Source organism: Mesorhizobium temperatum (assembly GCF_002284575.1).
In the GTDB taxonomy this organism is placed as follows: domain Bacteria; phylum Pseudomonadota; class Alphaproteobacteria; order Rhizobiales; family Rhizobiaceae; genus Mesorhizobium; species Mesorhizobium temperatum.
Genome location: NZ_NPKJ01000064.1, coordinates 40,004 through 63,272, shown reverse-complemented (window position 1 = coordinate 63,272; position 23,269 = coordinate 40,004). Strand labels below are relative to the sequence as shown.

Genomic DNA, 23,269 nt, shown 5'->3' with positions numbered 1-23,269 from the left:
TGACGTCGTATGATGTGGGCCAATCCGACACATATGGCGCTTTCCAGTTCAACTTCCGCTATTCGCTCCATGTGTCCAAAACGTCTGCGATCGCGTTGTTCATCATCGAGACGTGGCAGATAAGGTATCCGGGCCGAAAGCTGCCGCTCCGCGACAAGCCAAAAGAAAGCGTCATAAGTGGGCCGGAATCGGACTGTCGGCCGCCGAGTGGATGGCGAGTTTGGCGATGCGGCGTCGATCCGGCGGAAGCCCTTCTCTTTGCCATGCGCACCGCCGACGTGGGTTCGAAGCGAGCCAATGCTTTGTACCGCCGTCATTAGCCCAGAGAGCACCGCCTTCACGTCGTTGACGATCTCTGGCGCCAGACCTTCCTTCATCGGATCAAGGCCCAGAGGATCTCGGACTGCTCGATAGAGGCTTGAGATATCCTGCTTGGCCGGGAAGTCGATCTTAAGCTCGACCAGGATCGACCGACACACACTTTCGACGACAGCACAGGCTGCGGTGACGGCAATCTCCGGGTCGTCAGCGCCCGCGCGAAGGGCGCGATCGAGATCTCGGCTGGCGGTGTCGAAGTCGATGCCGGCAGCCATGGCCGATAGTTCACCGGTGACGGGGGCGGTCTCGGCGATCTCGACCAGGCGCATGGTGCGACCCGCCCGCTCGAGCTTCAGGCCGTCGTAGAACAAATGCTTGTTGAGATACTCGACGACGGCCGAGAGCCGCTTCGGTTCCCTTATGAAGTCGCGAGGATCTGCAGAGCTTTCAATGATCCGCTTCAGCAGTTCGCCGTTACCGGTGTCAATGAAGATGGCTCCGCGGATCGCAGTCTTTGTGGCCGGTAGCCGGCTCTCACCCTTGACGTCGAATGGGACACCGAACCCCTTGAACCAGGCTTCGAGCCGCCAGCCCTGCCGATATAGGCCAATCGAAGGCTCATAGCCGGTAGCGGCGCCGCCGGAGATGATCTCGGCGAGCGCATCAATAGACTGCTCTGAGAGCTCGATTCGCATGCACCAACTCTACAGCAAGTAAGCGCAGACACTTATATCGGTTTATTTGCGATGAGGAGTAAGGCCTTCGAAAGGGCACAATTGGCCTCCCGTAGGTCCGCTTCTGTAGGCGGCCAACCCGACGCCGCAGTCGAGCGTCCGCTTTTTGGGCAACGGCAACGAGCATCGTAGCGGCCGACTTGGGTCGTTTGCCGACCGGCAGTTTCGGGCGTCCAATAAGCGATAGCGGACATTCGATCCGGTAGGTCCGAGGTCCCTGACTGACCCAACCCGGACCTTCTTTTTTCTCAAGAGAAGGTCGTGAAAGGGCCCAGACACGACCTATGCAGGCCATGTTGAACTCGCGGGAACAGTTCTGGCTTTAGTTTCAAAAATCACCGTCTAGCTTTTTTAGGCCGCCATCAGTGCTCGTCAGCTCGCGCTCGCGCTGCATCAGCAGCCGGACAAGTTCGGCCTGCCTGTGCAAGCCGGTCTTTTCGAAAATATGGCTGAGATGCGTCCTGACAGTTGCGGCTGCGATGCCGAGCCTGGCAGCGGATGCGTCGCGTCCGTCGCCCTTGAGAATCTCCAATGCGACGTCGGCCTCCGCCGGCGTGAACCCAAACCGGCGGCGCAAGTCCTCCTTTCGTACGCGCTGTTCTCGTTCGGGATCGGTGATCATGAGAATCGCCACTGGCCGCGCAGCGCCGAGCCAAGCCGTGTCGATCTGCGCCGTGTCCGCTCGAAACGGCGCGACGACAACGCGCAGGGGTCCGCCCCCTTCCGCGCGCGGGATAACCATGCTTCCGCCAGGTCCGCCGTTGGCCATCGTGACCTGAGCGCAACTCGCGATCAACCGGCGCAGAACCCAGGTTGCGCGGCGGCTGCCGGCGCAGACGCCGTCCCGATCGATGCCGAGGCTGTCATTGCCGGCGAGGATCGCTTCCGCGGTCTGGTTCGCGAACAGAATTTTCGACGCCGCATCGACCAGGATGACGCCGGCGTCCAATCGATCGAGCGCGTCCCCCGCGCCCGCCGCGCGCAGATCGGCAGCAGCCAACCGGTGGGCTACCTTCAGAGCGGTCACAAGATGCGGCGCCAGCATCCGCAGCGCCGCAATGTCCTTGGAGTCATAATCTTGGCGGCCCAGCCGGCGGCCGGTTGAGATGTGGACGAACCGCTGCGGCGTGCGCAGCGGCGAGACCGCCAAGCCATGGAAGGCGCCCAGCGGCCGGACGCCTTCGTTATAGAAGGTTGTCCGAGCGTACTCGCGGTCGGAGAGAAGCGCCGAGGTCGGCGCCACGGACCCGACCGGCACCCCGCGGATGGCTCCCCAGAACGCGGAGTCGACGTGTGCCGCTGCCACGAAGCCGTCCATTTGCTCCGAAGTCATCTCGAAGCTAACGGCGAGCTCAGTCGTCCGGCTCGCATTCTGGACCAGCAGGATCCCGTGCTCGCTGCGCAGGGCGCCGGCGATCGACGGCAACGCACGCGTCCAGCCCTCAGGTGCGAGTGGCGCCTCGTGAATGCGCTGCACTGCCGCAAGAATCGCATCTGCTCGTGCCATCAGCGCCCACCCGCCTGAGTTCTCGCCGAACCCTTCAAACGCCTGCAACCGAAGCGTGAAAGATATAGGACGAACGTCCGATGCGCCAGCGCCCCAGGTGTGAGATCAATTCGTTTGTTACCGGGTGCGTTGCCACGCGCTCGTTGGAGGCGGAAGGCCTGGAACTGCGGTTAGGGAGTCTGGCGATGCTTGGTGCCGTGGACAAATCGAAGCCGTGCAAAGGCGAAGCTGCCTGTCACGACGGCACACCCTTTTCCAATCCGGAATATGAAATCGCTCCGGACTTCGCCGAGGCAATGTCAATGTCACTTGGGCTCATCTCAATGTCTCTTGGAGCATCGTCATCATGGAAACTGTAAATGTCGTCCCCAACCGCTCTGCGAGGCTGACTGGGTCGCTCCCAAGGTTAGGTCCGCTTTCGCCGGATGAATTCCAGGCCGTTTCTGGACTGGCGAATGGCGATCCATCCATGGAGATGTCCACCACGACAGACGATCAGACTGACATTTTAACCGGGTCCGACCGGATTTCTTTACAGGTATTTCTTAACCTGCTCCGCTCCTCCAAAGTAGAAGCGAAAAGCCCAGACGCCGAAGTTGCAAAGCGTGGCAAACAGCGTCTTGTCGTGTTGATCAGCTATCTCGCAGGCTTTCTCGACGCGCGGGGACTATTGCCGAAGGCCGCGACCGACAGCGGGTTCGACTTGCTGATAGTTGGTAACATGAAGCCAGACATGAACCTGCTGCTCGACGAGTTGGAAGCAGACTTGGTGACCGCTCTGACTACGGAGACGCGGGGCCGTGTGGGCCAAGCCATAAAGGAAATTGGGTGGGACATGGTAAAGACGGGCCTTATCACAGAAGCATTGGCGTGGGCAGCGCCTAAGTAAACAAAGACTCTTGGAGCCGTTTCGTTTGTAGGCAAAGAGCTCAATCTTGAGCATGGAGATTCGCTGTGCCTAGGGAAATTCCGTTAATCAATGACATAATCGATCCGCAAGCCGGCCTGCTGCTGGATCCTCGTTGGTGGCAAATCAAAGAAATCCAAGAATTGTTTAAGAATGGCGCCCAGCCAGATACCCGTGGTTACCCACCTGATTTCACAGAAGGCGACCGCCGTATGCTGCGATCGGCTGCAGTCGCACTGAAGACCGCCCGCACTAATGGCCATAGCAGCGACGAGGGCCAATCTATGCAAGGTCGCCGTCAACTGGTTGCAATCATCAGCTACTTGACAGGTTTTGTTGACGGCAAGGGGGTTGGCGCTGTCAATCCAGGGCTGCTTAGTATCGCGCTCTCGACAGAGCAGCCTGACACAATCGAGGCTAAGTTAGACGCTTTGCAAGAATCTTTGCAAGGAGTGTCGACACGCGGCCCAGGCCTCGCGGTAGCGGCACTCGGCCTGATCGTTGTCGGCATTGGCGAGGTTGTGTCGTTAATCGAAGATTCGCCGAAGTAGTTTCATTTGGCGCGAAGACCTCCTGCACAACATAGTTGACGGATGGCGAAACATGGGCGAGTGGCCAGTAAGCATTATGGTATATGGCGCCGGCGAAGCTATAGACGGTGAGGGAGCGCTATCCGGCTATATAGAGCGGCAGCTTGGCAATCTTGAACGCGTTTGCACGAATCCCATCGTGGCCGCCACAGCACAACTGGATGCTACCGGTGCCCAATCCCGTCGCTCGGTGCTTGATCCGCGCGGACTGCAGCCAATCCTCTCAATACCCAACGTCAACGTCGGTGATCCAGCGAATTTGCTGGATTTCGCTGAATGGAGTGCCGCAATCTGTCCTGCGGCCCGGTCGATCCTTGTTCTGTCGGGTCACGGCCTTGCCTGGCAGGACTCCCAAGCTAACGAGTTGCTCGGTAGATCGGAGCTTACAAGAAGCCCGTCGGCCGTGCCGCCGGTTCCGGGTGCCATCCGTCATGCCCGTGCGTTATTCGGCCCGGCTGCAAGCTCGAGCGCCGCGACAGCTCGCGCTGTCCTTTTGGACGGGCACCACCGTGACTACCTGTCAAACGTAGAGTTGGGCGCGGTTTGCCAACGCGTTAGTCGCGAGCTCGGTCGTCCGATCGATGTCGCCGTTTTCGACGCTTGCCTGATGAGCTCCATCGAGATCTTGCAAGAGTTACGCGGCTCAGTGGCAATGGTCGTGGGATCGATCGATGAACTGTCCGCCGCTGGTATTGATCTGGCCGGTCCGGCACGACGGTTAACCGAAGCCGGCGGTCAATTCGATGCCGCAACGATGGCATGTGCCATTGCCAACGAATTTCAGCCAACGCAACCCTTCGACAGCTGCGTTGCCGTCGACCTCGAGGGCCCGAATTGGGGGGAAGCATTATCGACTTTCCGCAGTTTCTGCACGCGGTTTCTCGATTGGATTAGGGACAGTGCCGCAAATGCCGAAGCCGCCGTCGCAGCGCTTCGCATTGCGGGTGTTTCTGTGGTGAAGTACTCGGCGGGCAACCTTGCCGACGTCAGCGCTCTGGCCCAAGCCATAACTGCGCTACCGTCATTGCCCGAGGTTGTCGCTCGCGATATTCGCTCCGCCGAGGCTCTGTTTCGATCTTCGGTAATTGCCCGCGTGACAGGCAGCGATTATCGGAACGCGATGGGTCTTTCCTTATTCGCGCCGGGTTCGGCAACTGTTTACGGTACGAACCGTCCTGATTATATGCGTCTGCAGTTCCCCAGCCTGACTGGATGGATCGCAGTTCTGGATGCGCTTTACAATTACTCAAGCGAAAGCGTTCGCCTTATCTCGGCAGACACTGGAGAGGTGCTTGGACCGAAAGGCGACGTCGAATTCGTCGTTTCGCTGCGTGGGCTGCCGATCGACGAAGCCACGCGGGACCGCCTGAAGCGGCTGGTCCAGCGCACTGTATTAGGTAAATTGGCGGAGGTCGACGCGTTGATAGATGCGAGCGTCGTGTCGCTTTCAGCGTTCGCAGAGACCGCCGGCAGCAAAGTTACCGGCGGATCGCTGCCCACAGGAATTGCAGTTCTTAGTCGGGCACCAACTGAGCCGACCCTACCGAACATCCAGCCCTTCCCGATTGCGGGCCTCGACGGCACGTCGACACGCCCTTCACCACGTCCAATAGGCGACGATCTCGAGTTCCATGCCGTTGTGCAAGGTATTCGGCTGGACGATGCCACAAAGACGCTGATTGACGCCGCGATTCGCAGTGCTGTGATGCAGGAAATTGCCAGAATTGACAACAACGGCGTCCGGCAGATCGGCATTCCAGGCAGTGACCTCACGACAAGGTTGCCGGGTCACCCCAATTGGCGCCCTGGCATTCCTGATCCTGGCGAAATCTTTGGTCTTGTTGCGGAATTCAAATGATCGGCTTCGAAATCGAGGTGGTGTTGTAACCTGTGCGCCGCCCCGCCTCCCCACCCTTGTGTCCTTCCTACCCCTGCGAGGTTGGGGCGAAGCTCTTAGGGATTGTGCAAAACGACGGCTCGATCGCTTTTACGCCTGACGTTGGCACCATCGACGAGCCGTTTGTGGACACCTGCCATCGTGGACGGACTCCAGAAGCCCGTTTCCGATTCGCCGGCACATGTCAGCACGGTCGATGCGCTCAATGGAAAGGGAACCGATGCAGCGTGGCAGACTGGGCTGCCGCACTAGGAGCGGACGATGCAGATCCTGCTGCGCCGTTGCCGGATTGTGGCGTGCGAACCTGGTGCCGATGGTTTACTCAGAACGGAGCCGACGCCTGCCGCGTATGTCGTTTTGTTGTCACGGCGCCAACAAACTCTGGCGCTAGATAAGGGCGCCCGATTGCCTGCGGATGAGCGAACGGTTCCTGCCATCGGTCGCCAGTGACCGCGGCGGGAGACTACCTCGAAGCGAACGAAGCAGTCGCCAGTATCGCCGACCCAACGCTTGCCACCCCAAAAATGACCCTTATTGTAGGCACAATGGACGTCTCGAAAAGGGTCGGATCGCGACACTCACAAAGCTGAGTGCCAATGTCGGGAATTGGCGCAACCGCGACCTCTAGCGTCGTTGCCGGCGATGTCGGCTTTCAGGAAGCGGCAAAGCTGGTCTCTACGGCCGACATTGGGCGCAAAGCTGCCTTCGGGGAACCTGTCGAATAACCACTAGGAGCGACATTCGACTGGACTTCATACGGCAACGAAGCATTGGTGTTCCCAGCGCAGCAGAAGAGCCGCGGATTAGGCCGAGCAGAATCTCCAGCCCGCCAGGACAGCGGGCTTCGGTCAGTACAAGCGCCGGAATGGTCCGGACTTGGAACCTGACGGAGATTTGAAATGGCTATCCTCACTGACATCACGACCACCGCTGCCGACCCCCAAACGGGCGAAACGACATCCAAGCTCGACCAGAGCACCAGGACCCAAAAGCTGCGCCAGAAATCCGGCACGGCCTCGATGACGGACAAAAAAGCCAAGGACGAAGCGCCCGCGGCGGCGACCAAAACCGACATCGTCCTCAAAAAGCTGAAGTCGGCCAAGGGCGTTACCATCCAAACCCTGATGGATGCGACGGGATGGCAGGCGCATTCGGTCCGGGGCTTCCTCTCCGGCACCGTCAAGAAGAAGCTCGGCCACGAAGTCCTCAGCGAAACGGGCAAGGACGGACAGCGGCGATATCGCCTTGTCGAGACGAAGACTGCCGGTTGACCTCGATGCGCAAGCGACTTGATTTGGATGGTGAGATCGCCGGGGTCGGCGATCTCACGCGCGACGAACTGTCAGCAGCTTGGGCGAGGGCTTATGGCTGCCCGCCACCCAAAGGGGTCAAACGTGGGTTGCTTGAACGGTCAGCTACCTGGCATCTCCAGGCCAAGCGACTGGGTGGTTTGCCTTCGACCCTCAAGAAAACACTCGGGACAGGCACCACGCGTAGGACCAACGCGAATGCTATCCGCCCGAGCAATAGTGGGCCGGATCGCCAGGACGGAGTTCCATTAGCCCGGCCAGCGTCATCGGATAGGGCATTGAAGTCGTCGCTAAGATCTCTTCCGCCAAAAGTCGGCTCCCGCCTGATGCGGGAGTGGAATGGCCGAATGCACATCGTCGAAGTTGTCGACGACGGCTTCGTGCTTGACGGCAACACGTACGGATCGCTGTCAGCTGTCGCCCGCCGCATTACCGGCGCCCATTGGTCTGGCCCGAGGTTCTTTGGGCTATGACGATGACGCCTCGCCTCAACTGTGCCATCTACACACGAAAATCGACCGAAGAGGGATTGGATCAGGAGTTCAACTCACTCGATGCCCAGCGCGAAGCTTGTGCGGCCTTCATCGCTTCGCAAGTAGGTCTTGGCTGGAAGCTGGTGCCAGACCACTATGATGACGGCGGCATATCGGGCGGCACGATGGAGCGCCCTGCCCTGCAGCGTCTCCTGCAAGATATCCGTGATAAGAAGGTCGATGTGGTAGTCGTCTACAAGATCGATCGCCTCACCCGGTCGCTGATGGACTTCTCCAAGATCGTCGAGATCTTCGATGCCAGCACTGTTTCGTTCGTCTCGGTCACGCAGCAGTTCAACACCACGACATCGATGGGCAGGCTTACGCTCAACGTGCTTCTGTCCTTTGCCCAGTTCGAGCGAGAGGTCACAGCAGAGCGTATCCGCGACAAGATCGCCGCATCGAAGAAGAAAGGCATGTGGATGGGCGGCGTGGTGCCCCTGGGCTATCGCGTCGACAACCGGAAGCTGGCGATTGACGAAACCGAAGCGCAAACAGTTAGACACCTATTCGATCGCTATCTCGCCCTGAAGTCGGTCCGGGATCTTGTCGATGACGTTGCGAGTGACGGGCTCTCGGCAAGGACGCGACAACGCAAAGACGGATCTGTTGCCGTCACCATGCCGTTTGGTCGCGGCAATCTCTACCACCTGCTTTCGAACCCAATCTACATCGGCAAGATCAAGCACAAGGATCTGATCTACGATGGAGAGCACGAGCCGATCGTCACGTCGGGCACGTTCGAGGAGGCTCAGGCACTTCTCGCCGCGCAGGCGCCGCGGCGGCGAAGCGATTCCAATGTCACGCAACCTCATTTGCTCACCGGTCTGCTCTTCGATGAAGCGGGTGAGAAATTGCGGTCGGTTCACGCGAAAAAAGAAGGTGTTCGCTACCGCTACTATGTCTCAAAACAGTTCATCGATGAACGCCGGAAAGGGTCATCGGGTTGGCGTCTTCCAGCGCCCGCACTTGAATCAGTTGTTGAGCATCGCCTGAATCGAATTCTCAGTGATCAGGCCCAACTGTCTGGTTGGATTCAGCAATGGGCCGATGCTGGCGAAATTCAGTCGGCGATGCGGCGGGCAGAAGTGATGCGGTCGTGCTGGGCATCACTGCGGAAGCGAAGCGATTTATGCTTCAAAAGATCGTTCGGAGGATCACCCTCAAGCCCGGATCGTTGACGATCGAACTCGATCGCCGCTCGCTATCGGAATTGCTTCTCGACCGTACTCTGCCTCCCAACGATAGCGCCCCAGTAACTTCGATCGAATGTCCAATCGGTATGAAGCGGCGCGGTGTCGAGACGCGGATCGTGCTTACAGACGGGTCCAGCATCAGCCGAGAACCCGATGGCGCCTTGATCGACCTTGTGCGTCGAGCCCGCCTCTACCTGGAGCAACTTACGGACGGAGCCAACCGCAGCCTCACCGACGTTGCCATGCTCAACGGCACCGACACGTCTGAGGTGAGCCGACTTCTTCCCTTCGCGTTCCTCGCTCCGAAAATAACGGCCAGCATCGTTGCCGGTGATCAGCCTGTCCAACTGACGGCGCACAGACTCTCGCGGGTCTCTGACCTGCCACACGCCTGGACCAGCCAGACTGCACTCCTCGGCTTCTGACACCAATCCGGCGTGCATCTGGCTGATCAGCCAACCATCGCTTTGCCAAACACTTGGCTACGGAATTCGCCCGACAGAGACGGACGGCCAAAAGTCAGGTGTTTTGGACGCTCACTGCGGAGCCTCAGCCAAGTGTTGGCCACTACTCGGCGCTAACCCACGGAAATGTCGTAGCTATTCTGAGACGGGCGAAAAACCCGGAAATCCAGCGGACTGAATGGTGGGCCCGGAGGATGTGCCAGGAACGTTGATTTCATTGGCTTTTTCGTGGGCCAAAATCAGAACTCTTCCCGTATCGTTCCGTATGGTCCCGTACGCCGGCCATTAGCTCGCATTCAATTGCAACCCCCGAAGCGACTACGCGTCGGGCCGCGTGGCAGGTTCAAATCGCGGACACGCAACCACCTTGCCTTGAAGCCGGAAAGCAGAACGGCCGCCCGGATGATTGGACGGCCGCTCTTGTTCGGCAGGTTAAGGTGGTTGCGGGGGTTCGCAACCAGCTTAACCTACTCGTCAACGCGCCAGGAATTAGATGAACGTTTTGCTAGGGGCGAGCCGATCTAAATCTCTAAAATCATAGACTTAACGTTGGTGGGACAATCGTTTGTTCCCGTAGGCTTCTCGTATTTTCCTTTGACTGTCCCACCCGAAAAACCGGAGGCGCTTTGTGACTTCATCACGCCGATGGTCAGCTGGCCATACGTGGACGCGTTCGATGGGCACTGTGCAGATCAAACCGGGACTTCCCACGAGTGTTTGATCTTCTGCATTGGGATTTCGGTCTTGATGTTTCTGACGCCCTTGATGCGGCCAAGGTGTTCGATCTGGAAGCGCCAGTAGCCCTCCAGGTCGGGAGCAACGACACGCAGGAGGAAGTCGCTGTCGCCCGCCAGAAGATGGCAATCCACGATCTGAGGCAGCTTCCTCTTGCCTTGCGTGACGGCCGCCGGGCGCATGTCCCCGCCGCAATCGGGGGAGAGCGGAACAAGCCCTTGGTGAGGATCGGAACGTATGGACGGACGTCGGAGCGCCGAATGGTCTCTGGGCGTTCTGAGCGCTCCTGCACCTTGGCGGCGGCAACGGCAGCGCCGCCGCGAGCGGCAAGGCCCCCGCGCAACGCCCTCACAGCAAAAAAAACTTAATCGATGAGTCGCGGGGAACCGTCCTCATCCATCAGTCGTGGAGAGCCGTCGTCCATAAAGGGCTCCGGCAGGTCGTTCGAGTCCTCGTCAGGCCAGCTATCTTCGTCGTTCTCTTCATCCGGTTCTTCACCAAATATACTCGCTTGCGGCGCTCGTAAGAAATACTCGGTCGGCGTCTTCCCCCCTTTTCCACTCGCATACCTCGTGTGAGTCTTCCCCTGCGCTTGATTGTCGGCAATTATCATTAAGTCGCTGTCTTTACGCTCCACAACCAAGTAGACGTGGTCCGCGCCAGGAACGTCGTTGGCAATACTGTAGCAGACGCCAACGTCGCCGGGCTGTTGCTTTCCTACTTTTATACGATCCCAGTGCCGGTTGACTCTCAACCTATCTGCGAGATTTTGCGCACCAGTTGTCACAGGCACGTTGATTCCAGCCTCGTTAAGAAAATGGCTCAGCGTTGCAGCGCAGGCTTTTTTTGGGTATTTATAACCGATTGCCTTCATTGTCTTGGCGGCCATGGCCTGGACCTTTTTGATGCATTTAGGGTCGCTTCCAATTTGGATTAGCTTCGGAATAACGTCTCCATCCGACCTTGAGCGGGTTGCCTGGGACTCCGCAACGGTCGACGCGCCCAGTTGTGCCATAAATCCCTCCCCTTTTGTGTGGTTAGTGCAATACTCGGGTCCGATACCTATCTCTAGCCATTCAGATGCGGATCAGGTCTTGAACTCCCAAAGCGACGGCGATACTCGGAGCGTTGGACGGGTCAGCTACCAACGAGCGATCAAAATCGAAAGACATTTTGGGTGGGAGTCCTGGGAGGTTCTCCTGCTCCCAGAGATATTGGGTGGCAATGCACCCCTGTCTTATAATGCCTTGCGGAAATTGCTTTGGGTTGTAAGCAAGGATGCCTTGCTCGAAAAGAAAATCATAGAATTCACTGCTTGACCCAACGTCTGATAAGGCCTGTTCTCCGGTCTGATCGCTTTTGCGCAGTACGTTCCTGTTGAATTGAAGGGCGGCGCTCTCTAGGGTGGCGCGCGTGTTTCCAGGAAGTTCAACAGTCCATATGGCGCTTGTTATCTTGGTTAACCATGGAACCATTAGGTATGAGCCATAGACGCCTGGATAGTAGCCCCCCTTTAAAACGGCTTTCATCCAAGCGCGAAGGTATGCTTCGTATTTTCCGCCAGCACGTTTAGGAGTCTCTATGTCGAAGTAGACGACAGAACCCCGTGGGAATTGTGCCTGCTTCATCAATTTTATAGCCGATTCGCCGTGCAGCGTTCCATCTGCTTCTGCAGGACTGTCGCGCTGACTTCCGATGTAGGTTGGAAGAAAGCCCCAATCTCGCTCGGCTAGATAATCCTTCTTTGAAATCCATTCGTGATCTATTTTGGTGATGGAGTGAGTTAAATAAAGGCAGGTCAGTCGGCAATTATTCTTGCGAATGGCTCTTTCGTTAGCGTCTTGAAAGTAACTGTATATGTCGATGCCGAGAGTAGGCTTCTTTTCATCGCAGTTGACTGCTGAAGTATCCGGAGGAGTGGCTGCATCCGCGCGCCCTATGGGTAGGGCCGAAGCAAGTGCCAGTGAGGAACCACAGACGAATTGCCGGCGCGTAGTCACGGAGCCGCCTCCCCCTCGTTAGCGGGACAGTATAAAGCCCAATCCTTCCGCTCGCCATAGTGGCAGCATTCCAAAAGGTTGGCAATGTAGCCGTGATTGGGTTAGAGCGCTCGCTCCTCGCCACGCTCACGGCCCATGCCGTCGTTGGCCAGCCCGTGACTCGTCGTCCCCCGACCCGTTCGCGCCCTGTTCAAATTCCGCCGCATCGTTGAAGCTCTCGCTCAGTTCGCCGCCTTCAAACTTCCTGTCCTTCCACAAACCCTGATCGCGCGCGGCGTCGTAGAAATCCTGCATCGCCACGTTATCTATCTTGCGCGCCTGCTCCGCCGTACGCTCCCGCTCCAGCTTCGCTTCCTGTTGCAGCCGCTGCTCACGCCGCAGCGCCCTCTCCCGTGAAAGCCGCTCGCTCGTTTCGATGCGTGACTGGAACCGCTTGCGCCGCTCGATCTCCAGCTTTTCGCGCGCGTGACGGTGGGCGAGCGCATCGTTTTCCAACTGGTGCCGCTCGCGCGGATCGAGGTGCGTCAATTTCTGGATGGGACCGAGGACGGAGCGCAGACCGGGCGTGCGCGCGATCAGGTCGGCAACCGCACGGCGCAGCCGGAAAAGCAGACCTTCCTTTTCCGACTTCTGCGCCGCATGCAGCGCAAGCCGCGCCGCCTGCTGCCAGCAATTCCTGCTCGGGCTGCTGGATTTCCGGCCGGCGTGCGGCTTGCTTTTCGGCCTGCGCCTTCTCCTTTTCCCGGCGCGTCTCTTCCAGCCGCTCGCGCTCTCGGTCCTGTTGCTCCCGAAGCTCGTCCGCCTTGGCCGACGCATCAGCAGACACGTCGTCGAACGCCTGCGCGCGCTGGCGCATCATTTCCTTCGCCTGATCGACGAACGGCAGCTGCTCTGGCCTGAGCGCTGCGAGCTTCTTTTTGATCGCGCCGGCCTTGTGGCCCTCAATGTAGCGCGTGAGCTGTGCGGGCTTCCGAATTTGTCCACGACCACAAAGCCGCGCCTGTCGCCTTTGGCGAGGATATAGCCTTTCTGCTCAAGCGCGGTGCGGAAGGCTTCGGCGGTGTCCAAAGACTCATAGGCGGCGGTGATTTCGGCTCGGCGCTCATCCGGTGTGATGCCGGTTTCCTCGGTCTGCGCCTTTTCGGCGAGCGTAGGTTACCAGGAAAATCGCGGAATTTTCGCATTCCTTTCGACCCCATTCGCATCCTTCCACGCCTTGCCGAACGCGAAAGACTGACCTCACTGTCATTGGAGCGGCGGAGCACTAATGGAGGAGTGCGCCGTAGTCGTGCGTGTATTCGCCCGGATGAAATTGGTCGAAGCGCTGGCACCAGCTTTTTCCTGGCCAGAGGTAATCGACACGTCCATCGGCCGGTTGGTAGACGGCGGTATAAACGGTCGGGGACCTAATTTGGCGGGAGTAGAGCGGCGGCGACAGAAAGCAACCAGTCAACCCCTCCAGCGACATGGCGGGGTCGTCCAACGCCTCCAACGCGACCTGCTGCCGTTCGATCGACTCAGCCGCTGCAGCGGCACACTCTTGATGGTTCGCGCATGCTTTCACCCGCGAGACAATCGGGGACCGGTGAGGGCCGAGGAACAGGGTCGCATAGTCACAGGACCGATCGAGCACGGTCACGTTCTGGGAAAGCGCGACCGGAATCCGAGATAGCGCCTCGATGGCCTGGTCCACCCGGCGGCAGGTTTCGAGCACGTAGCGGATCACAAGAATGATCGAGAAACCAAGGCCCTGTGCCCGGCTTCCGCCGAGGTGGCGACTAGCTCATCCTCGTTCATGCCGTCGAGGCAGCCTCCCCAAGGCCGCTGCGCCTTGGAGATTACCTACGGCCGGACCACGCGGTCATCTCGAACCGATCGGAAACAATATCGAGCGGAAAATCGTAGTTGCGGACCAATGCCGGCCCCTCCTCTCCAAGCCAGACAGCCTGCGTACAGCCGAATGTGCTTGGCGGTGGGCGGTAATGGCTCAGCATCCGGTGGGCGAAATCGTCGTCACCAACGAGCGCGCAAACCCTGTCATAATGCGGCATCAACTCTGGCATGTGCTTATGCAAAGCGGCCCTGCAATCATCGACAGTCGGCGGGAACGCCAAGCCTTGTCCGCGATACCAGCTCTCGGCCTCCACCCGCCCGGCTGTGAAGCGAGCGAACCAATCCTTTCCAGGTAGATCCTCCCGCGCGGCGATGAAACGTTTCAACATGGTTCGACTTTAGCCAATAGATGGGTGGATCGGCAACGCCGTCCCGAATGGTCGTTCCCACCCCCATCTCCGTTGCTCAGGAACGTGAAGGGTCGACCCTTCCGCGACCTTCGCGAACGGGAAGGATCGACCCGCTGCTTATCCCACAGACCCCGCTATCGAGCTAAGGTGGCTGTCTGATCCGAATCGAAGGAGGCGGCAATGGCGAAGTGGCAGGGCGACTACACTTGGGACACCCCACCCTCGGCGACAGGCGCTCGCTCCCGTCTTAAGGTGGCCACCTGCCAGGTTTCCGGTAGAGCACGACATCGATCAGAATCTCCAGCACATTCTGAACCTGATGCAGCGGGCGGCTGCCGCAGGTGCTAACGTCGCCCACTTCCCCGAATGCGCCCTTTCCGGCTACGGCCCGGCCTCATGGCCCGATTGGGAAAATTTCTCCTGGTTTGCGGTGGATGCGGCAATCGAGGCTGTGCGGAACCAAGCGCACGAGAGTGGCATCTGGGTGGTGATCGGTTCCGTCCACCGGGTCAGTTCGCAATCACGGCCGACCAACTCGCTGCTCGTCCTCGATCGCCAGGACGAGATCGCGGGCCGCTACGACAAGCGGCGATGCTCGGTGAACGACCTCCGCGCCTTTGCCCCCGGTGATAGGCAGCTCACCGTTGATATTGAAGGGGTACGCTGCGGCTTCCTGATCTGTCTCGATTGGGCGTTTCCCGAACTTTGGCAAGCCTATGCCGGCGACGTCGAGTTGGTGTTTCACTCCTGCGTCAGCGACAATGTCCAACGGGACCTCATCGAAGCGCACGCTATACAGCCCTGCTGCGGAGCTATGCCTGGATCCATCAATATGCGGTCAGTTGCTCCAACTCCTGTCGTCCGCGCCAGAACTTTCCGAGCTTCTGGATAGAACGCAGCGGGCATGCCGGCGAGCCGATGTCCCGCGATCAGGTCGCGTTCGTCACGAACGCTCTCGCCGACGATCCCGGGCAGGATCGTTTCTTCGAGATGGTTCGGCGGTTTCGTGCGTCCGCAACGGATGGGAGCCTCTATGCGCCACATCATATTGGGCAGGAGTCTGCTGCCGATGCCTGCATCCCGGATCTCGATCCGCGAGCCGGCACGGCCGCAGTGCGCTTCGAGTCAAGTCGATGAAGACGATGCCGGAGGTCGTGACGCACAAATACGATCCGGAACGCGCCTTCCTCGCCAAGCTCTGTGATTTGCTTCAGGCTGAAGCCGAGAAGGTGCTGCAACGCATCCGGGATGCAGGCAGGCGGGCGGTCAAGGCGAATTACCTCGCCAGGCGGGTCGAGACGGAGGCATGGCTCGCTCCGTGAGGGAAAGTATCTTTCATTCGGCTTGGATCAGGGATGATGGAGCTACAGGCGTCGCCGGGTCAGCTTCTGGCCTGTTTCCATGGTGGAGCTTCACCAAGACCGTGCTGGCGATCGGCGCCCTGCGCTTGGTCGAAGAGAGTCAGCTCGATTTGGATACGTCTCGGTCAGATAAGCCCTTCACGCTCCGGCACCTCCTGCAGCATCGAGCAGGGGTTCCCGATTATGGAACGCTGAAAGCCTACCATGACGCCGTCGCCCGCAACGACATCCCCTGGTCCCGCGAGCACCTCTTAACGGCCGCGGACGCCGACCGGCTTGACTTTCCACCCGGGACTGGCTGGGCCTACAGCAATATCGGCTACATGTTTGTCCGGGAGGCAATCGAAGAGGCCACTGATCTGCCCTTGGCGGCAGCTCTTCGGGAACTGGTGCTTGAACCCTTACAGGCATCGTCCGCTCGGCTTGCGATGACACCCACGGACTTTCGCGAAGTGTTCTGGTCCGCTGTCCGGACCTACGATCCGCGATGGGTCTATCATGGTTGCCTGATCGGGACATCGATTGATGAGGCCAAGGTGCTGGATGGTCTCTGCCGCGGCCAGATCCTGCAATCCGCCACGTTGCGCACCATGATGGAACGCCACGAGTTTAGCGGCGTAGGCATCATAGAAAAACCACCACCAGAAAAATGCAGGGGGTGGATAGACGACTTGGCCAGCAAACTCGAACCAGGGCGCGCCCAACTGACTCTGGAAGCCGAGCCGCCATGCCGTCCACTGTGTCGCGCACCAAGTGGTGAAAATGACGATTGAAAGGATGGTAAAGACCTGGCTCCAAAGTATCCTTGTCATCGGCGATATCTTCACCCCTCAGCTAAACCAATCAGGAGCCATCAGGAGGTGTATCGGGATTCCGAATAGGCAAGAAGAAACTGGCGACATAACCGCACTTCGCGCTCCGGCGTAGAATTGCCTGCCGGCGACGACATCTCCAGCGTCACCCAACGTCGAATATGGTCGACTCACAGTTTCGCAACTGGCGCGGCTATGTGATCAGAGAAAGAGGAATTCTGGCAAATAAAGATGCAAGAGAACGCGCTCCCGAGTGGAATATTCGTCTCCCGCATGCTATTCGTTATCGCGTCTGCATAAGAGACTAGGGTTTTATTATAACCTTGCAAGCAAGGAGCCGGGGAGGAGGAAAACGTGGCCAAACTTTCCAAAAAGCATATCAATCAATGGGATATGCCATCTTGGTTGAGCAAGAACGAAACGCAGAAGGGCTCTGTGTGGATAGAGGGCGCACTGTTCGCCCATCCCGATCCAAAGCGATTGTACTTCATGTCAGAAGCATCAGGACCTGGCGTGCGATTTGAATTGTATCAAACAGACATTGTTGACGTTGCTGACAGCGCCATGCCTATCAAATTTCTGGATCAAGAGTTCCCAGGAGTCCGAATTCAGTTGAAGTTAGACGCCGTCGTCACCCGCCTTAGCGGGCATATCGCATCCGGTCTTGTGGAATACGGTGAGGGGAAAATCACAAATATCGCTGGCGACACAATGATGATCAAGAACACGGTGCTAGCCAGTGTTGTCATGCGCTAGATGTCAACGGCGCTAAGCCTCAGCATTACTCATTGGTTGGAGGGATGCTCGAGTGATACCCGCGTCCGATAAAGAGCGCACTCTGGCGTCTTGGCACATGAACCGGGCACTGCGCGAGGGCGTTCAAGCTTCGATATTGCCGGACGGAATCGAGCTGACAGACACGCAAACCGGGTTCGCCGTTGAATTGCGGTCGGGCGATGTCCCCGCGATGACAAGCCCTGGGCCTGACGGAGATCGCCTCTGGAGTAAGCTATCGTTGATGGGTCTGGCAAAGCCCGCTGCGGACCTCAAGGAGGTGCGTCGCAGGCAGCGTGGTGCTCTTAGGAGATCTGAGCCGCCGCTTCTTGACCGCCTGCGCGACTTGATGGCTCGCATCCGTCGGGAGATTCCATTCTTTTGCGAACGTGCAGCCTCATACGATCCCCGCCGTCTTGCCTCGCTCGAAGATTTTCAAGGCCTACCTTACCTACGCAAGCAGGATCTGCGCGCGAATTTTCCAAACGGACTGATCCCCACGAGCACAGACCTTCGGGCTGGCCTCGATGATGGAAGCCTCACAATTCTAGCGACGAGTGGTTCAACCGACGAGCGACTTCAGATTGTCACACGCTCAATTATAGATCGCCTGCCGTTCGGAAGCGACGACCTGTTCGGCGTTCCGATTGGAGGTAAACAGCCTCGCACGGCATTTTTCACTACACCGGTCTGCGCATCCATGGTGTGCCGACGCGCGGCCGGAACGTTTGAAGAGAGGCGATCCTCGATTTCTCCTGACCTATATCTGCGGACAACCAACGATCCTTTTGCAATTGAAACGCCAATTCTCAAGTCGTTTTGCGAAGACGTCGAACGGTTCCAACCGAGCATTCTCGCAGCTGATCCCCTCTATCTGCAATGCGTGGTGCGCGCGGCAAAACGGGATGGAATTAAGTTACCAACAATCCCCGTTATCCAGCGTGGTTTCGAGTTCGCGACTCGAAAAGCGATCGCCGATATCCGAGAGGCATTCGCTGCTCCGGTGTTTAACGACTACGGAGCGTCCGAAGAAAACCGGATTGCCATCGAATGCCACCTCGGCTCCCTACATGTTCGGGCCGATGTCGTGTATTTCGAAATCATCGATCAATCTGGACCGTGTCAACCGGGTATCCCAGGCGCGGTGGCCATCACGACATTTGACACTGTGACACCGCTTGTACGCTACTTGATTGGCGATGTTGCCGCTTGGACAGGGCGAACTTGTTCGTGCGCCTTTTCGGACTGGCCTACGATCGATTATCACGGGCGCTCAAAGGACCTAGTCAGGTCGAGAGGACGATGGGTCACTGCTGCAGAAATTGATGATGCTGTCGGCACGCCCGACTGGCTCGATTTCTACCGCTTATCTCAAACGAGTTCGGCGTCATTTGAAATTGAGGTTGTTCCTGCGGCCGGCGAATCGCCCGAAGTTGGAGAACTGTCAACACGGCTCAAGCATTTGATCGAACCCGACAAGGTGCGATATCGACCTGTATCGCGCATCGATCCGCTCCCATCGATGAAGATCGGCACGGTTCAAACTCGGCTGCCAACGTGCGAGATACCATGAACCCGATTATTCGGGCGGACTTTCCAATGCTTTCGCGAACGATCGATGGGATTCCATTGGTCTATCTCGACTCGGCCGCCACATCGCTGAAGCCCCGTGCGGCGATTGACGCTGAGCGCGCTTATTCAACTGATTTCACTGCGAACGTTCACCGAGGCACAAGTACCATATCGGAGGAGGCGTCCTATCATTATGAGGCTGCTCGTCGACTAGTTGCCCGATTTATCGGCGCAGAACCAGCCTGTGTTATCATGACGCCGAACACATCCATTTCACTGGGGATGGTGGCCGCGGGCCTAGGTCTTACGAGTGAGGACACCGTTCTTTGTTCGCCGAATAGCCATCATTCCAACCTGCTCCCTTGGATGCGACGCGGAACAATCGCATATGTGGACGGGGACCCCCTCGAGCCGCTGGATCCTGATGTAGTTCGCAAAGCTATTGAGGTTCACCGCCCCCGAGTGATCGCGTTTGGATGGGTGTCAAATGTTAACGGCGCCGTCAGTCCCGCTGCCAAATTATGCAAGATTGCTCGCGAATTCGGCGTTATTTCTGTAGTCGACGCAGCCCAGGCTGCTCCGCACCTCCCGATAGACGTGAAAGAACTGGATTGCGATTTCTTGGCATTCAGCGGCCACAAAATGCTCGGCCCAACGGGAACAGGTGTGCTTTGGGGGCGAAGAGAGGCCCTTGAGTGTCTAGAGCCGCTTGTCATAGGCGGGGGTACCGTCGATAGGGTGAGTTTGCGTGATTACACCATGAAGGGTCTGCCGAGCAGGCTGGAGCCTGGGACGCCCAATATTGCCGGTGCAATCGGTCTAGGCGCAGCCCTGGAGTACCTCATCGATCTCGGACGCGACCAAATCGCGGCGCATGGTCGCGAACTCAGTATGGCTATGCGCGCTGCATTGGACGGTCTCGCAGATGCGCGCATCCTCATGGCAGGAACATCCGGACTCCAGATTCCTATTGCTTCGGTCGTTCCAATTGGATGGGGTATCTCGTCAGACGTTATTTGCCGGACTCTCAGTGATACTTTTCGCGTGATGACTCGGTCAGGGTTTCACTGTGCGCATCCACTATTTGATGGTCAGGGCTTCGAACAAGGAGCAGTCCGTCTGTCCGCATACATTTACAACAGCGTCGAGGAGATCAACTTAGCGGCCCAAGCTCTTTGTGAAATCGTGAGCGTCTTGGGCGGCCGTAGGTCTGTGACCACGGCGTATCCTTCATGAACGTCATCAAAGCGGGCCGGCAGTATGGGCTTGATAGCAAGCCCGTCGAGAGCGCGCCGTTCACCTCCAGAGTTGCACCGGGTAACTTCTAGTCATATTCCCAGTCCTCGTTTCCTGCCAAAACTTCACTTGATCCCGTCGGTCCGCGCGACACCGGCGACGAGACTTCCGAGCCGATTGTCCAGCGATGGCCTCCAAGGCAAAAGCCTGAAGCCGAGGCCAAGGCCGTCGGTCGGCTGACTGGCGCGGCCTTGTGCCCCGCCTTGCCCATTGCCTCACGATGCCGTTCTTCTGGCTTCGACGCGCCGCCAGCGCACCACCCCGTCGACGGCCGGGTCGGGACCGATTTCGACAATCTCGGCCAGCTCTGCCAGTTGCTTTGGTAAAAGCCGCGGCTCGGGACCACCATACCACGCGTCCTTGAGCCCCTCCGGCCCGGCTTCGTTGAAGCGATGCACCCAGTCGCGCAAAGTCTGGCGATCCATCCCGCCGATCCTGGCGGCGTCCGCTCGGCTCATACCGTCAAGCACCGCCGCTAGCGAAAGCAACCGACTGCTCTGTCGCGCGTCCTGTGAAGCGCGAGCCAACCGGCGAAGCTCCGAGGCCGAATAGTCCGTCCGCAATTCAACTGCTGATCCCATGGGCGAATCTCCTTCGCCCCAAAGGAATCATAAATCAGCCCGCAGAGGAATCTGGACCCGCGAGTCAGAAATCAGTGCCGCTGGTATAAGTGCAAAAACTATACGCAGCATACGGATTTGTCTGACGAAGTCCGAGGCGGACTGCGGGGCTCAACCCTGTGGCGCTTGCTGTGTAGAAATCTTGCAGAGCGATTGAACGCGAGGCTCGACTTCGCGCCGGAGAAGCGGCAGCGGCTTCTCGCAATCGGGAAGCCGGCGCGGACGGGCGCGCCCCTGGGCCGCTCTTTGGCTTGAGCCGGGTGCACCCCCTGCCATTCAGTAGATTGGACATGCGCCAGACACCGCCGAACACCGCTAAGAATTTGCCCGCTCGTGGAACCTTTGGAAAAGATGTCGTTACAACGTCAGTCCTCTGAGTGTCCTTCCTGTTGCCAATCTAAAGCATATGATCGCTATGCGCTAAATGACGTAGAGAATGTTTTCAAATTAACCAATTATTAGTAATAAGAGAACGCTACTTTAACAGGGAAGCGCGCATATTTGGCATTGTCGAATAGGGATGCGCGGCTATGAATAAGCTTTTTTACGGCGACAATCTAGACATACTGCGCAACAAAATAAGGGACGAGAGCGCCGATATCATATACCTCGATCCTCCGTTTAAATCGGACAGTAACTACAATGTTTTCTTCCAGCCGAACGCTACTATGAACGAAGCCGATGCGCAGGTTGAGGCGTTCAAGGATACATGGAAGTGGGGGGCCGCAGCCGAGGCGGCTTATGACGACGTTCGCAATCATGGAAAACTTGGTCTGGCACTAGCGGGTATCCGGCGGTGGCTTGGCGACCAGAACGCAATGATGGCGTATCTCGCCATGATGGCTGTCAGGTTCGTTGAGCTGCAACGTGTGTTGAAGCCCAATGGGTCTATTTATTTGCATTGCGATCCAACGGCGTCCCACTATCTCAAAATCCTGCTGGACGCGACCTTTGGCCATGATTGGTTTCGCAATGAGATTATCTGGAAGCGAACCAATTCACGCAGCACTACCGGCCAGTGGCCACGAGTTCACGACACCCTCTTAATGTACTCAGCGCCGGAGGCGGCCACGTTTAATGTTCAACGAGTCCTCGGCGAAGCGGCAAAATTGCCTCACACGCTGATAACAGGGTTGGATGGCGAAAAGTACCAAACATATGAACTAACCGGCGCAGGAATTACGAAGGAGGGTGAAAGCGGTCGAGCGTGGCGTGGTTTCAATCCGACCAAGCTCGGCCGTCACTGGGGGAACAATATCATCCAGATGGAAGCATGGGATCTAGCTGGGCTGATCCATTGGCCGAAGAATGGCGGTTGGCCTCGTCGTCGAGCCGACAAACCGTTCGACGCTGCCAAGCGGCAGGTTGTTGTCGGAGACGTGTGGACTGACATTGATCGGTTGAACCAGACTGCCAAAGAACGGCTTGGCTACCCGACACAAAAGCCGCTGGCGTTGCTCGAACGGATCCTGCGTTCTTCGTCCAAGGAAGGGGACGTGGTTCTTGACCCTTTTTGCGGGTGCGGCACGGCCGTAGACGCAGCCGAAATGCTTAACCGGCAATGGGTTGGAATCGACGTTGCCCACTACGCGGTCACGCTAATTGAAGAACGGCTTGCACGTTGGCGCCCTGGCGCTGTTTACGAAGTCCACGGGAGACCGACCACGCTCGCAGGTGCGCGCGAACTTGCACAGCGCGACAAACATCAGTTCCAATGGTGGGCGGCATGGCTGTTAGGCGCACAAAGCTATCAGCGGGACGAAAAGAAAGGCGCCGATCAGGGGATCGATGGCAGAGTAGGGTACAAGAACGGCCCATACGGCGATGGTCAAATCATCATTTCGGTAAAGGGCGGTGAGAATATTGGCGTTCAGATGATGCGGGACTTGCGCGGTGTAATTGAACGAGAAGAAGCTGAAATGGGCATCATGATTACGCTGGTCGAGCCAACCGCTCCGATGATCATGGAAGCCGCCCGCGCGGGTTTCGTGAGGCGTTCGGCCCACGGCCGACTACCTAGGATGCAGATTGTCACGATCGAGGATATCCTTGATGGACGGCTCCCGCAGCTACCTCCGATCCCGCGCCCGGAACGTCACATGCCCACTCGTCGAAGCAACCCACGCGATCAATTGGAACTACTACTCCCTCACACTGGAGACGCCCCAGCGCAAATAAAGGGAGAGTTTGTCGATCCTCGCTTCATGAAGTTTGGCCGCGAACGGAGGCGTATCGACGCGGAGGTACCTTCCGAAGGATAGCAAGCAATTTTCTGGCGCTGCCTGCCAAGAGCGACTGCTCGAGATGACGTGCTGCATCGACCCGTCTGTCACGCCGCCGAACATTACCCACGATATGGATCTTAAATGCCTCCATCAGAGACCACAGCCCTTCCAACAG

The 23,269-nt window shown here is 58.1% G+C and carries 22 protein-coding genes and 4 pseudogenes; 17 read left to right on the top strand and 9 right to left on the bottom strand.

Going from position 1 to position 23,269, the window contains the following annotated elements; translation table 11 throughout:
* Both CIT26_RS24660 and CIT26_RS24655 read right to left on the bottom strand, forming a co-directional pair.
* Positions 1–1,013 (bottom strand): abortive infection family protein (locus CIT26_RS24660; RefSeq protein ID WP_095494982.1); only part of this gene is annotated, 1,013 nt, incomplete at its 3' end.
* Positions 1,014–1,380: 367 nt separating this feature from the next.
* Positions 1,381–2,559 carry a helix-turn-helix transcriptional regulator gene (locus tag CIT26_RS24655; protein WP_143747907.1) on the bottom strand — a complete coding sequence of 393 codons (1,179 nt, stop codon included), beginning with the start codon at positions 2,557–2,559 and terminating at the stop codon, positions 1,381–1,383.
* Between the two features lie 346 nt (positions 2,560–2,905).
* Here CIT26_RS24655 and CIT26_RS24650 point away from each other — a divergent pair, with 346 nt between their 5' ends.
* From CIT26_RS24650 to CIT26_RS24620, 8 genes are all read left to right on the top strand, one after another.
* Positions 2,906–3,448, top strand: coding sequence for a hypothetical protein (locus tag CIT26_RS24650; protein ID WP_143747906.1), 543 nt, complete (start codon positions 2,906–2,908; stop codon positions 3,446–3,448).
* 65 nt (positions 3,449–3,513) lie between these two features.
* Complete coding sequence (locus CIT26_RS24645; RefSeq protein ID WP_095494979.1) at positions 3,514–4,017, top strand: hypothetical protein; 504 nt, start codon at positions 3,514–3,516, stop codon at positions 4,015–4,017.
* A gap of 52 nt (positions 4,018–4,069) precedes the next feature.
* Positions 4,070–5,914 (top strand): clostripain-related cysteine peptidase, encoded by a 1,845-nt coding sequence (locus CIT26_RS24640; protein ID WP_095494978.1) that lies wholly within the window; start codon positions 4,070–4,072, stop codon positions 5,912–5,914.
* 300 nt (positions 5,915–6,214) lie between these two features.
* On the top strand, positions 6,215–6,403 hold the full coding sequence (locus CIT26_RS36080; protein ID WP_143747905.1) for a hypothetical protein: 189 nt from the start codon (positions 6,215–6,217) through the stop codon (positions 6,401–6,403).
* 449 nt (positions 6,404–6,852) lie between these two features.
* A complete protein-coding gene (locus tag CIT26_RS24635) occupies positions 6,853–7,224 on the top strand; it encodes a DUF3489 domain-containing protein (protein WP_245319542.1) in 372 nt (123 codons plus the stop codon).
* A 5-nt stretch (positions 7,225–7,229) separates the two neighbouring features.
* A complete protein-coding gene (locus tag CIT26_RS24630; RefSeq protein ID WP_095494977.1) occupies positions 7,230–7,736 on the top strand; it encodes a DUF2924 domain-containing protein in 507 nt (168 codons plus the stop codon).
* A gap of 2 nt (positions 7,737–7,738) precedes the next feature.
* The gene (locus CIT26_RS24625) at positions 7,739–8,977 is read left to right on the top strand and encodes a recombinase family protein (RefSeq protein WP_095494987.1); all 1,239 of its coding nucleotides are present in this window, start codon (positions 7,739–7,741) and stop codon (positions 8,975–8,977) included.
* Positions 8,929–9,417, top strand: coding sequence for a hypothetical protein (locus tag CIT26_RS24620; protein ID WP_143747904.1), 489 nt, complete (start codon positions 8,929–8,931; stop codon positions 9,415–9,417). Before CIT26_RS24625 ends, CIT26_RS24620 begins: the two co-directional genes overlap by 49 nt.
* Positions 9,418–10,148: 731 nt before the next feature.
* Here the strand turns inward: CIT26_RS24620 and CIT26_RS24615 are convergent.
* The 4 genes from CIT26_RS24615 to CIT26_RS36785 form a co-directional block, all read right to left on the bottom strand.
* Entirely contained in the window at positions 10,149–10,373 is a 225-nt protein-coding gene (locus CIT26_RS24615; protein ID WP_095494975.1) for an Lrp/AsnC ligand binding domain-containing protein, read from the bottom strand.
* Positions 10,374–10,555: 182 nt separating this feature from the next.
* Entirely contained in the window at positions 10,556–11,206 is a 651-nt protein-coding gene (locus CIT26_RS24610) for a hypothetical protein (protein WP_095494974.1), read from the bottom strand.
* 61 nt (positions 11,207–11,267) lie between these two features.
* A complete protein-coding gene (locus CIT26_RS24605) occupies positions 11,268–12,191 on the bottom strand; it encodes a glycoside hydrolase domain-containing protein (RefSeq protein WP_095494973.1) in 924 nt (307 codons plus the stop codon).
* Positions 12,192–12,317: 126 nt separating this feature from the next.
* Positions 12,318–12,719 (bottom strand): hypothetical protein, encoded by a 402-nt coding sequence (locus tag CIT26_RS36785; RefSeq protein ID WP_095494972.1) that lies wholly within the window; start codon positions 12,717–12,719, stop codon positions 12,318–12,320.
* 37 nt (positions 12,720–12,756) lie between these two features.
* Here CIT26_RS36785 and CIT26_RS24595 point away from each other — a divergent pair, with 37 nt between their 5' ends.
* Complete coding sequence (locus tag CIT26_RS24595) at positions 12,757–13,215, top strand: hypothetical protein (protein WP_095494971.1); 459 nt, start codon at positions 12,757–12,759, stop codon at positions 13,213–13,215.
* 240 nt (positions 13,216–13,455) lie between these two features.
* Here the strand turns inward: CIT26_RS24595 and CIT26_RS24590 are convergent.
* Positions 13,456–14,413: pseudogene (locus CIT26_RS24590) on the bottom strand (C45 family autoproteolytic acyltransferase/hydrolase).
* Between the two features lie 157 nt (positions 14,414–14,570).
* On the opposite strand from CIT26_RS24590, the gene CIT26_RS24585 reads away from it, so the two are divergent.
* From CIT26_RS24585 to CIT26_RS24570, 4 genes and pseudogenes are all read left to right on the top strand, one after another.
* Entirely contained in the window at positions 14,571–15,326 is a 756-nt protein-coding gene (locus tag CIT26_RS24585) for a carbon-nitrogen hydrolase family protein (RefSeq protein ID WP_342587037.1), read from the top strand.
* Positions 15,327–15,352: 26 nt separating this feature from the next.
* Positions 15,353–15,571, top strand: a complete 219-nt coding sequence (locus CIT26_RS24580) for a hypothetical protein (RefSeq protein ID WP_095494969.1) — start codon at positions 15,353–15,355, stop codon at positions 15,569–15,571.
* Positions 15,568–15,756, top strand: a complete 189-nt coding sequence (locus tag CIT26_RS24575; RefSeq protein ID WP_095494968.1) for a hypothetical protein — start codon at positions 15,568–15,570, stop codon at positions 15,754–15,756. The genes CIT26_RS24580 and CIT26_RS24575 overlap by 4 nt, the downstream gene beginning before the upstream one ends.
* Positions 15,741–16,337: pseudogene (locus tag CIT26_RS24570) on the top strand (serine hydrolase domain-containing protein); the annotation flags it as partial. The gene CIT26_RS24575 and the pseudogene CIT26_RS24570, both read left to right, overlap by 16 nt.
* A gap of 72 nt (positions 16,338–16,409) precedes the next feature.
* On the opposite strand, the pseudogene CIT26_RS37910 reads toward CIT26_RS24570, so the two are convergent.
* Positions 16,410–16,607: pseudogene (locus CIT26_RS37910) on the bottom strand (hypothetical protein); the annotation flags it as partial.
* A gap of 354 nt (positions 16,608–16,961) precedes the next feature.
* Here CIT26_RS37910 and CIT26_RS24565 point away from each other — a divergent pair.
* From CIT26_RS24565 to CIT26_RS24555, 3 genes are all read left to right on the top strand, one after another.
* Entirely contained in the window at positions 16,962–17,363 is a 402-nt protein-coding gene (locus CIT26_RS24565) for a hypothetical protein (RefSeq protein ID WP_095494966.1), read from the top strand.
* Positions 17,364–17,460: 97 nt separating this feature from the next.
* The gene (locus tag CIT26_RS24560) at positions 17,461–18,954 is read left to right on the top strand and encodes a phenylacetate--CoA ligase family protein (protein ID WP_143747903.1); all 1,494 of its coding nucleotides are present in this window, start codon (positions 17,461–17,463) and stop codon (positions 18,952–18,954) included.
* Positions 18,951–20,189, top strand: a complete 1,239-nt coding sequence (locus tag CIT26_RS24555) for an aminotransferase class V-fold PLP-dependent enzyme (protein WP_095494964.1) — start codon at positions 18,951–18,953, stop codon at positions 20,187–20,189. Before CIT26_RS24560 ends, CIT26_RS24555 begins: the two co-directional genes overlap by 4 nt.
* Positions 20,190–20,476: 287 nt before the next feature.
* Here CIT26_RS24555 and CIT26_RS24550 read toward each other — a convergent pair.
* Positions 20,477–20,830: pseudogene (locus tag CIT26_RS24550) on the bottom strand (helix-turn-helix domain-containing protein); the annotation flags it as partial.
* Between the two features lie 569 nt (positions 20,831–21,399).
* Between CIT26_RS24550 and CIT26_RS24545 the strand changes: the two are divergent.
* On the top strand, positions 21,400–23,130 hold the full coding sequence (locus CIT26_RS24545; protein WP_095494962.1) for a DNA methyltransferase: 1,731 nt from the start codon (positions 21,400–21,402) through the stop codon (positions 23,128–23,130).
* The last annotated feature ends 139 nt before the right edge of the window (positions 23,131–23,269 follow it).

Excerpts from the sequence above, each read along its gene's own strand:
- CIT26_RS24655 (WP_143747907.1), bottom strand. The coding sequence starts at position 2,559 with ATGGCACGAGCAGATGCGATTCTTGCGGCAGTGCAGCGCATTCACGAG.
- CIT26_RS24650 (WP_143747906.1), top strand. The coding sequence starts at position 2,906 with ATGGAAACTGTAAATGTCGTCCCCAACCGCTCTGCGAGGCTGACTGGG.
- CIT26_RS24640 (WP_095494978.1), top strand. The coding sequence starts at position 4,070 with ATGGGCGAGTGGCCAGTAAGCATTATGGTATATGGCGCCGGCGAAGCT.
- CIT26_RS36080 (WP_143747905.1), top strand. The coding sequence starts at position 6,215 with ATGCAGATCCTGCTGCGCCGTTGCCGGATTGTGGCGTGCGAACCTGGT.
- CIT26_RS24635 (WP_245319542.1), top strand. The coding sequence starts at position 6,853 with ATGGCTATCCTCACTGACATCACGACCACCGCTGCCGACCCCCAAACG.
- CIT26_RS24630 (WP_095494977.1), top strand. The coding sequence starts at position 7,230 with ATGCGCAAGCGACTTGATTTGGATGGTGAGATCGCCGGGGTCGGCGAT.
- CIT26_RS24625 (WP_095494987.1), top strand. The coding sequence starts at position 7,739 with ATGACGCCTCGCCTCAACTGTGCCATCTACACACGAAAATCGACCGAA.
- CIT26_RS24620 (WP_143747904.1), top strand. The coding sequence starts at position 8,929 with ATGCTTCAAAAGATCGTTCGGAGGATCACCCTCAAGCCCGGATCGTTG.
- CIT26_RS24615 (WP_095494975.1), bottom strand. The coding sequence starts at position 10,373 with ATGCGCCCGGCGGCCGTCACGCAAGGCAAGAGGAAGCTGCCTCAGATC.
- CIT26_RS24610 (WP_095494974.1), bottom strand. The coding sequence starts at position 11,206 with ATGGCACAACTGGGCGCGTCGACCGTTGCGGAGTCCCAGGCAACCCGC.
- CIT26_RS24580 (WP_095494969.1), top strand. The coding sequence starts at position 15,353 with ATGTCCCGCGATCAGGTCGCGTTCGTCACGAACGCTCTCGCCGACGAT.
- CIT26_RS24575 (WP_095494968.1), top strand. The coding sequence starts at position 15,568 with ATGAAGACGATGCCGGAGGTCGTGACGCACAAATACGATCCGGAACGC.
- CIT26_RS24560 (WP_143747903.1), top strand. The coding sequence starts at position 17,461 with ATGAACCGGGCACTGCGCGAGGGCGTTCAAGCTTCGATATTGCCGGAC.
- CIT26_RS24555 (WP_095494964.1), top strand. The coding sequence starts at position 18,951 with ATGAACCCGATTATTCGGGCGGACTTTCCAATGCTTTCGCGAACGATC.
- CIT26_RS24545 (WP_095494962.1), top strand. The coding sequence starts at position 21,400 with ATGAATAAGCTTTTTTACGGCGACAATCTAGACATACTGCGCAACAAA.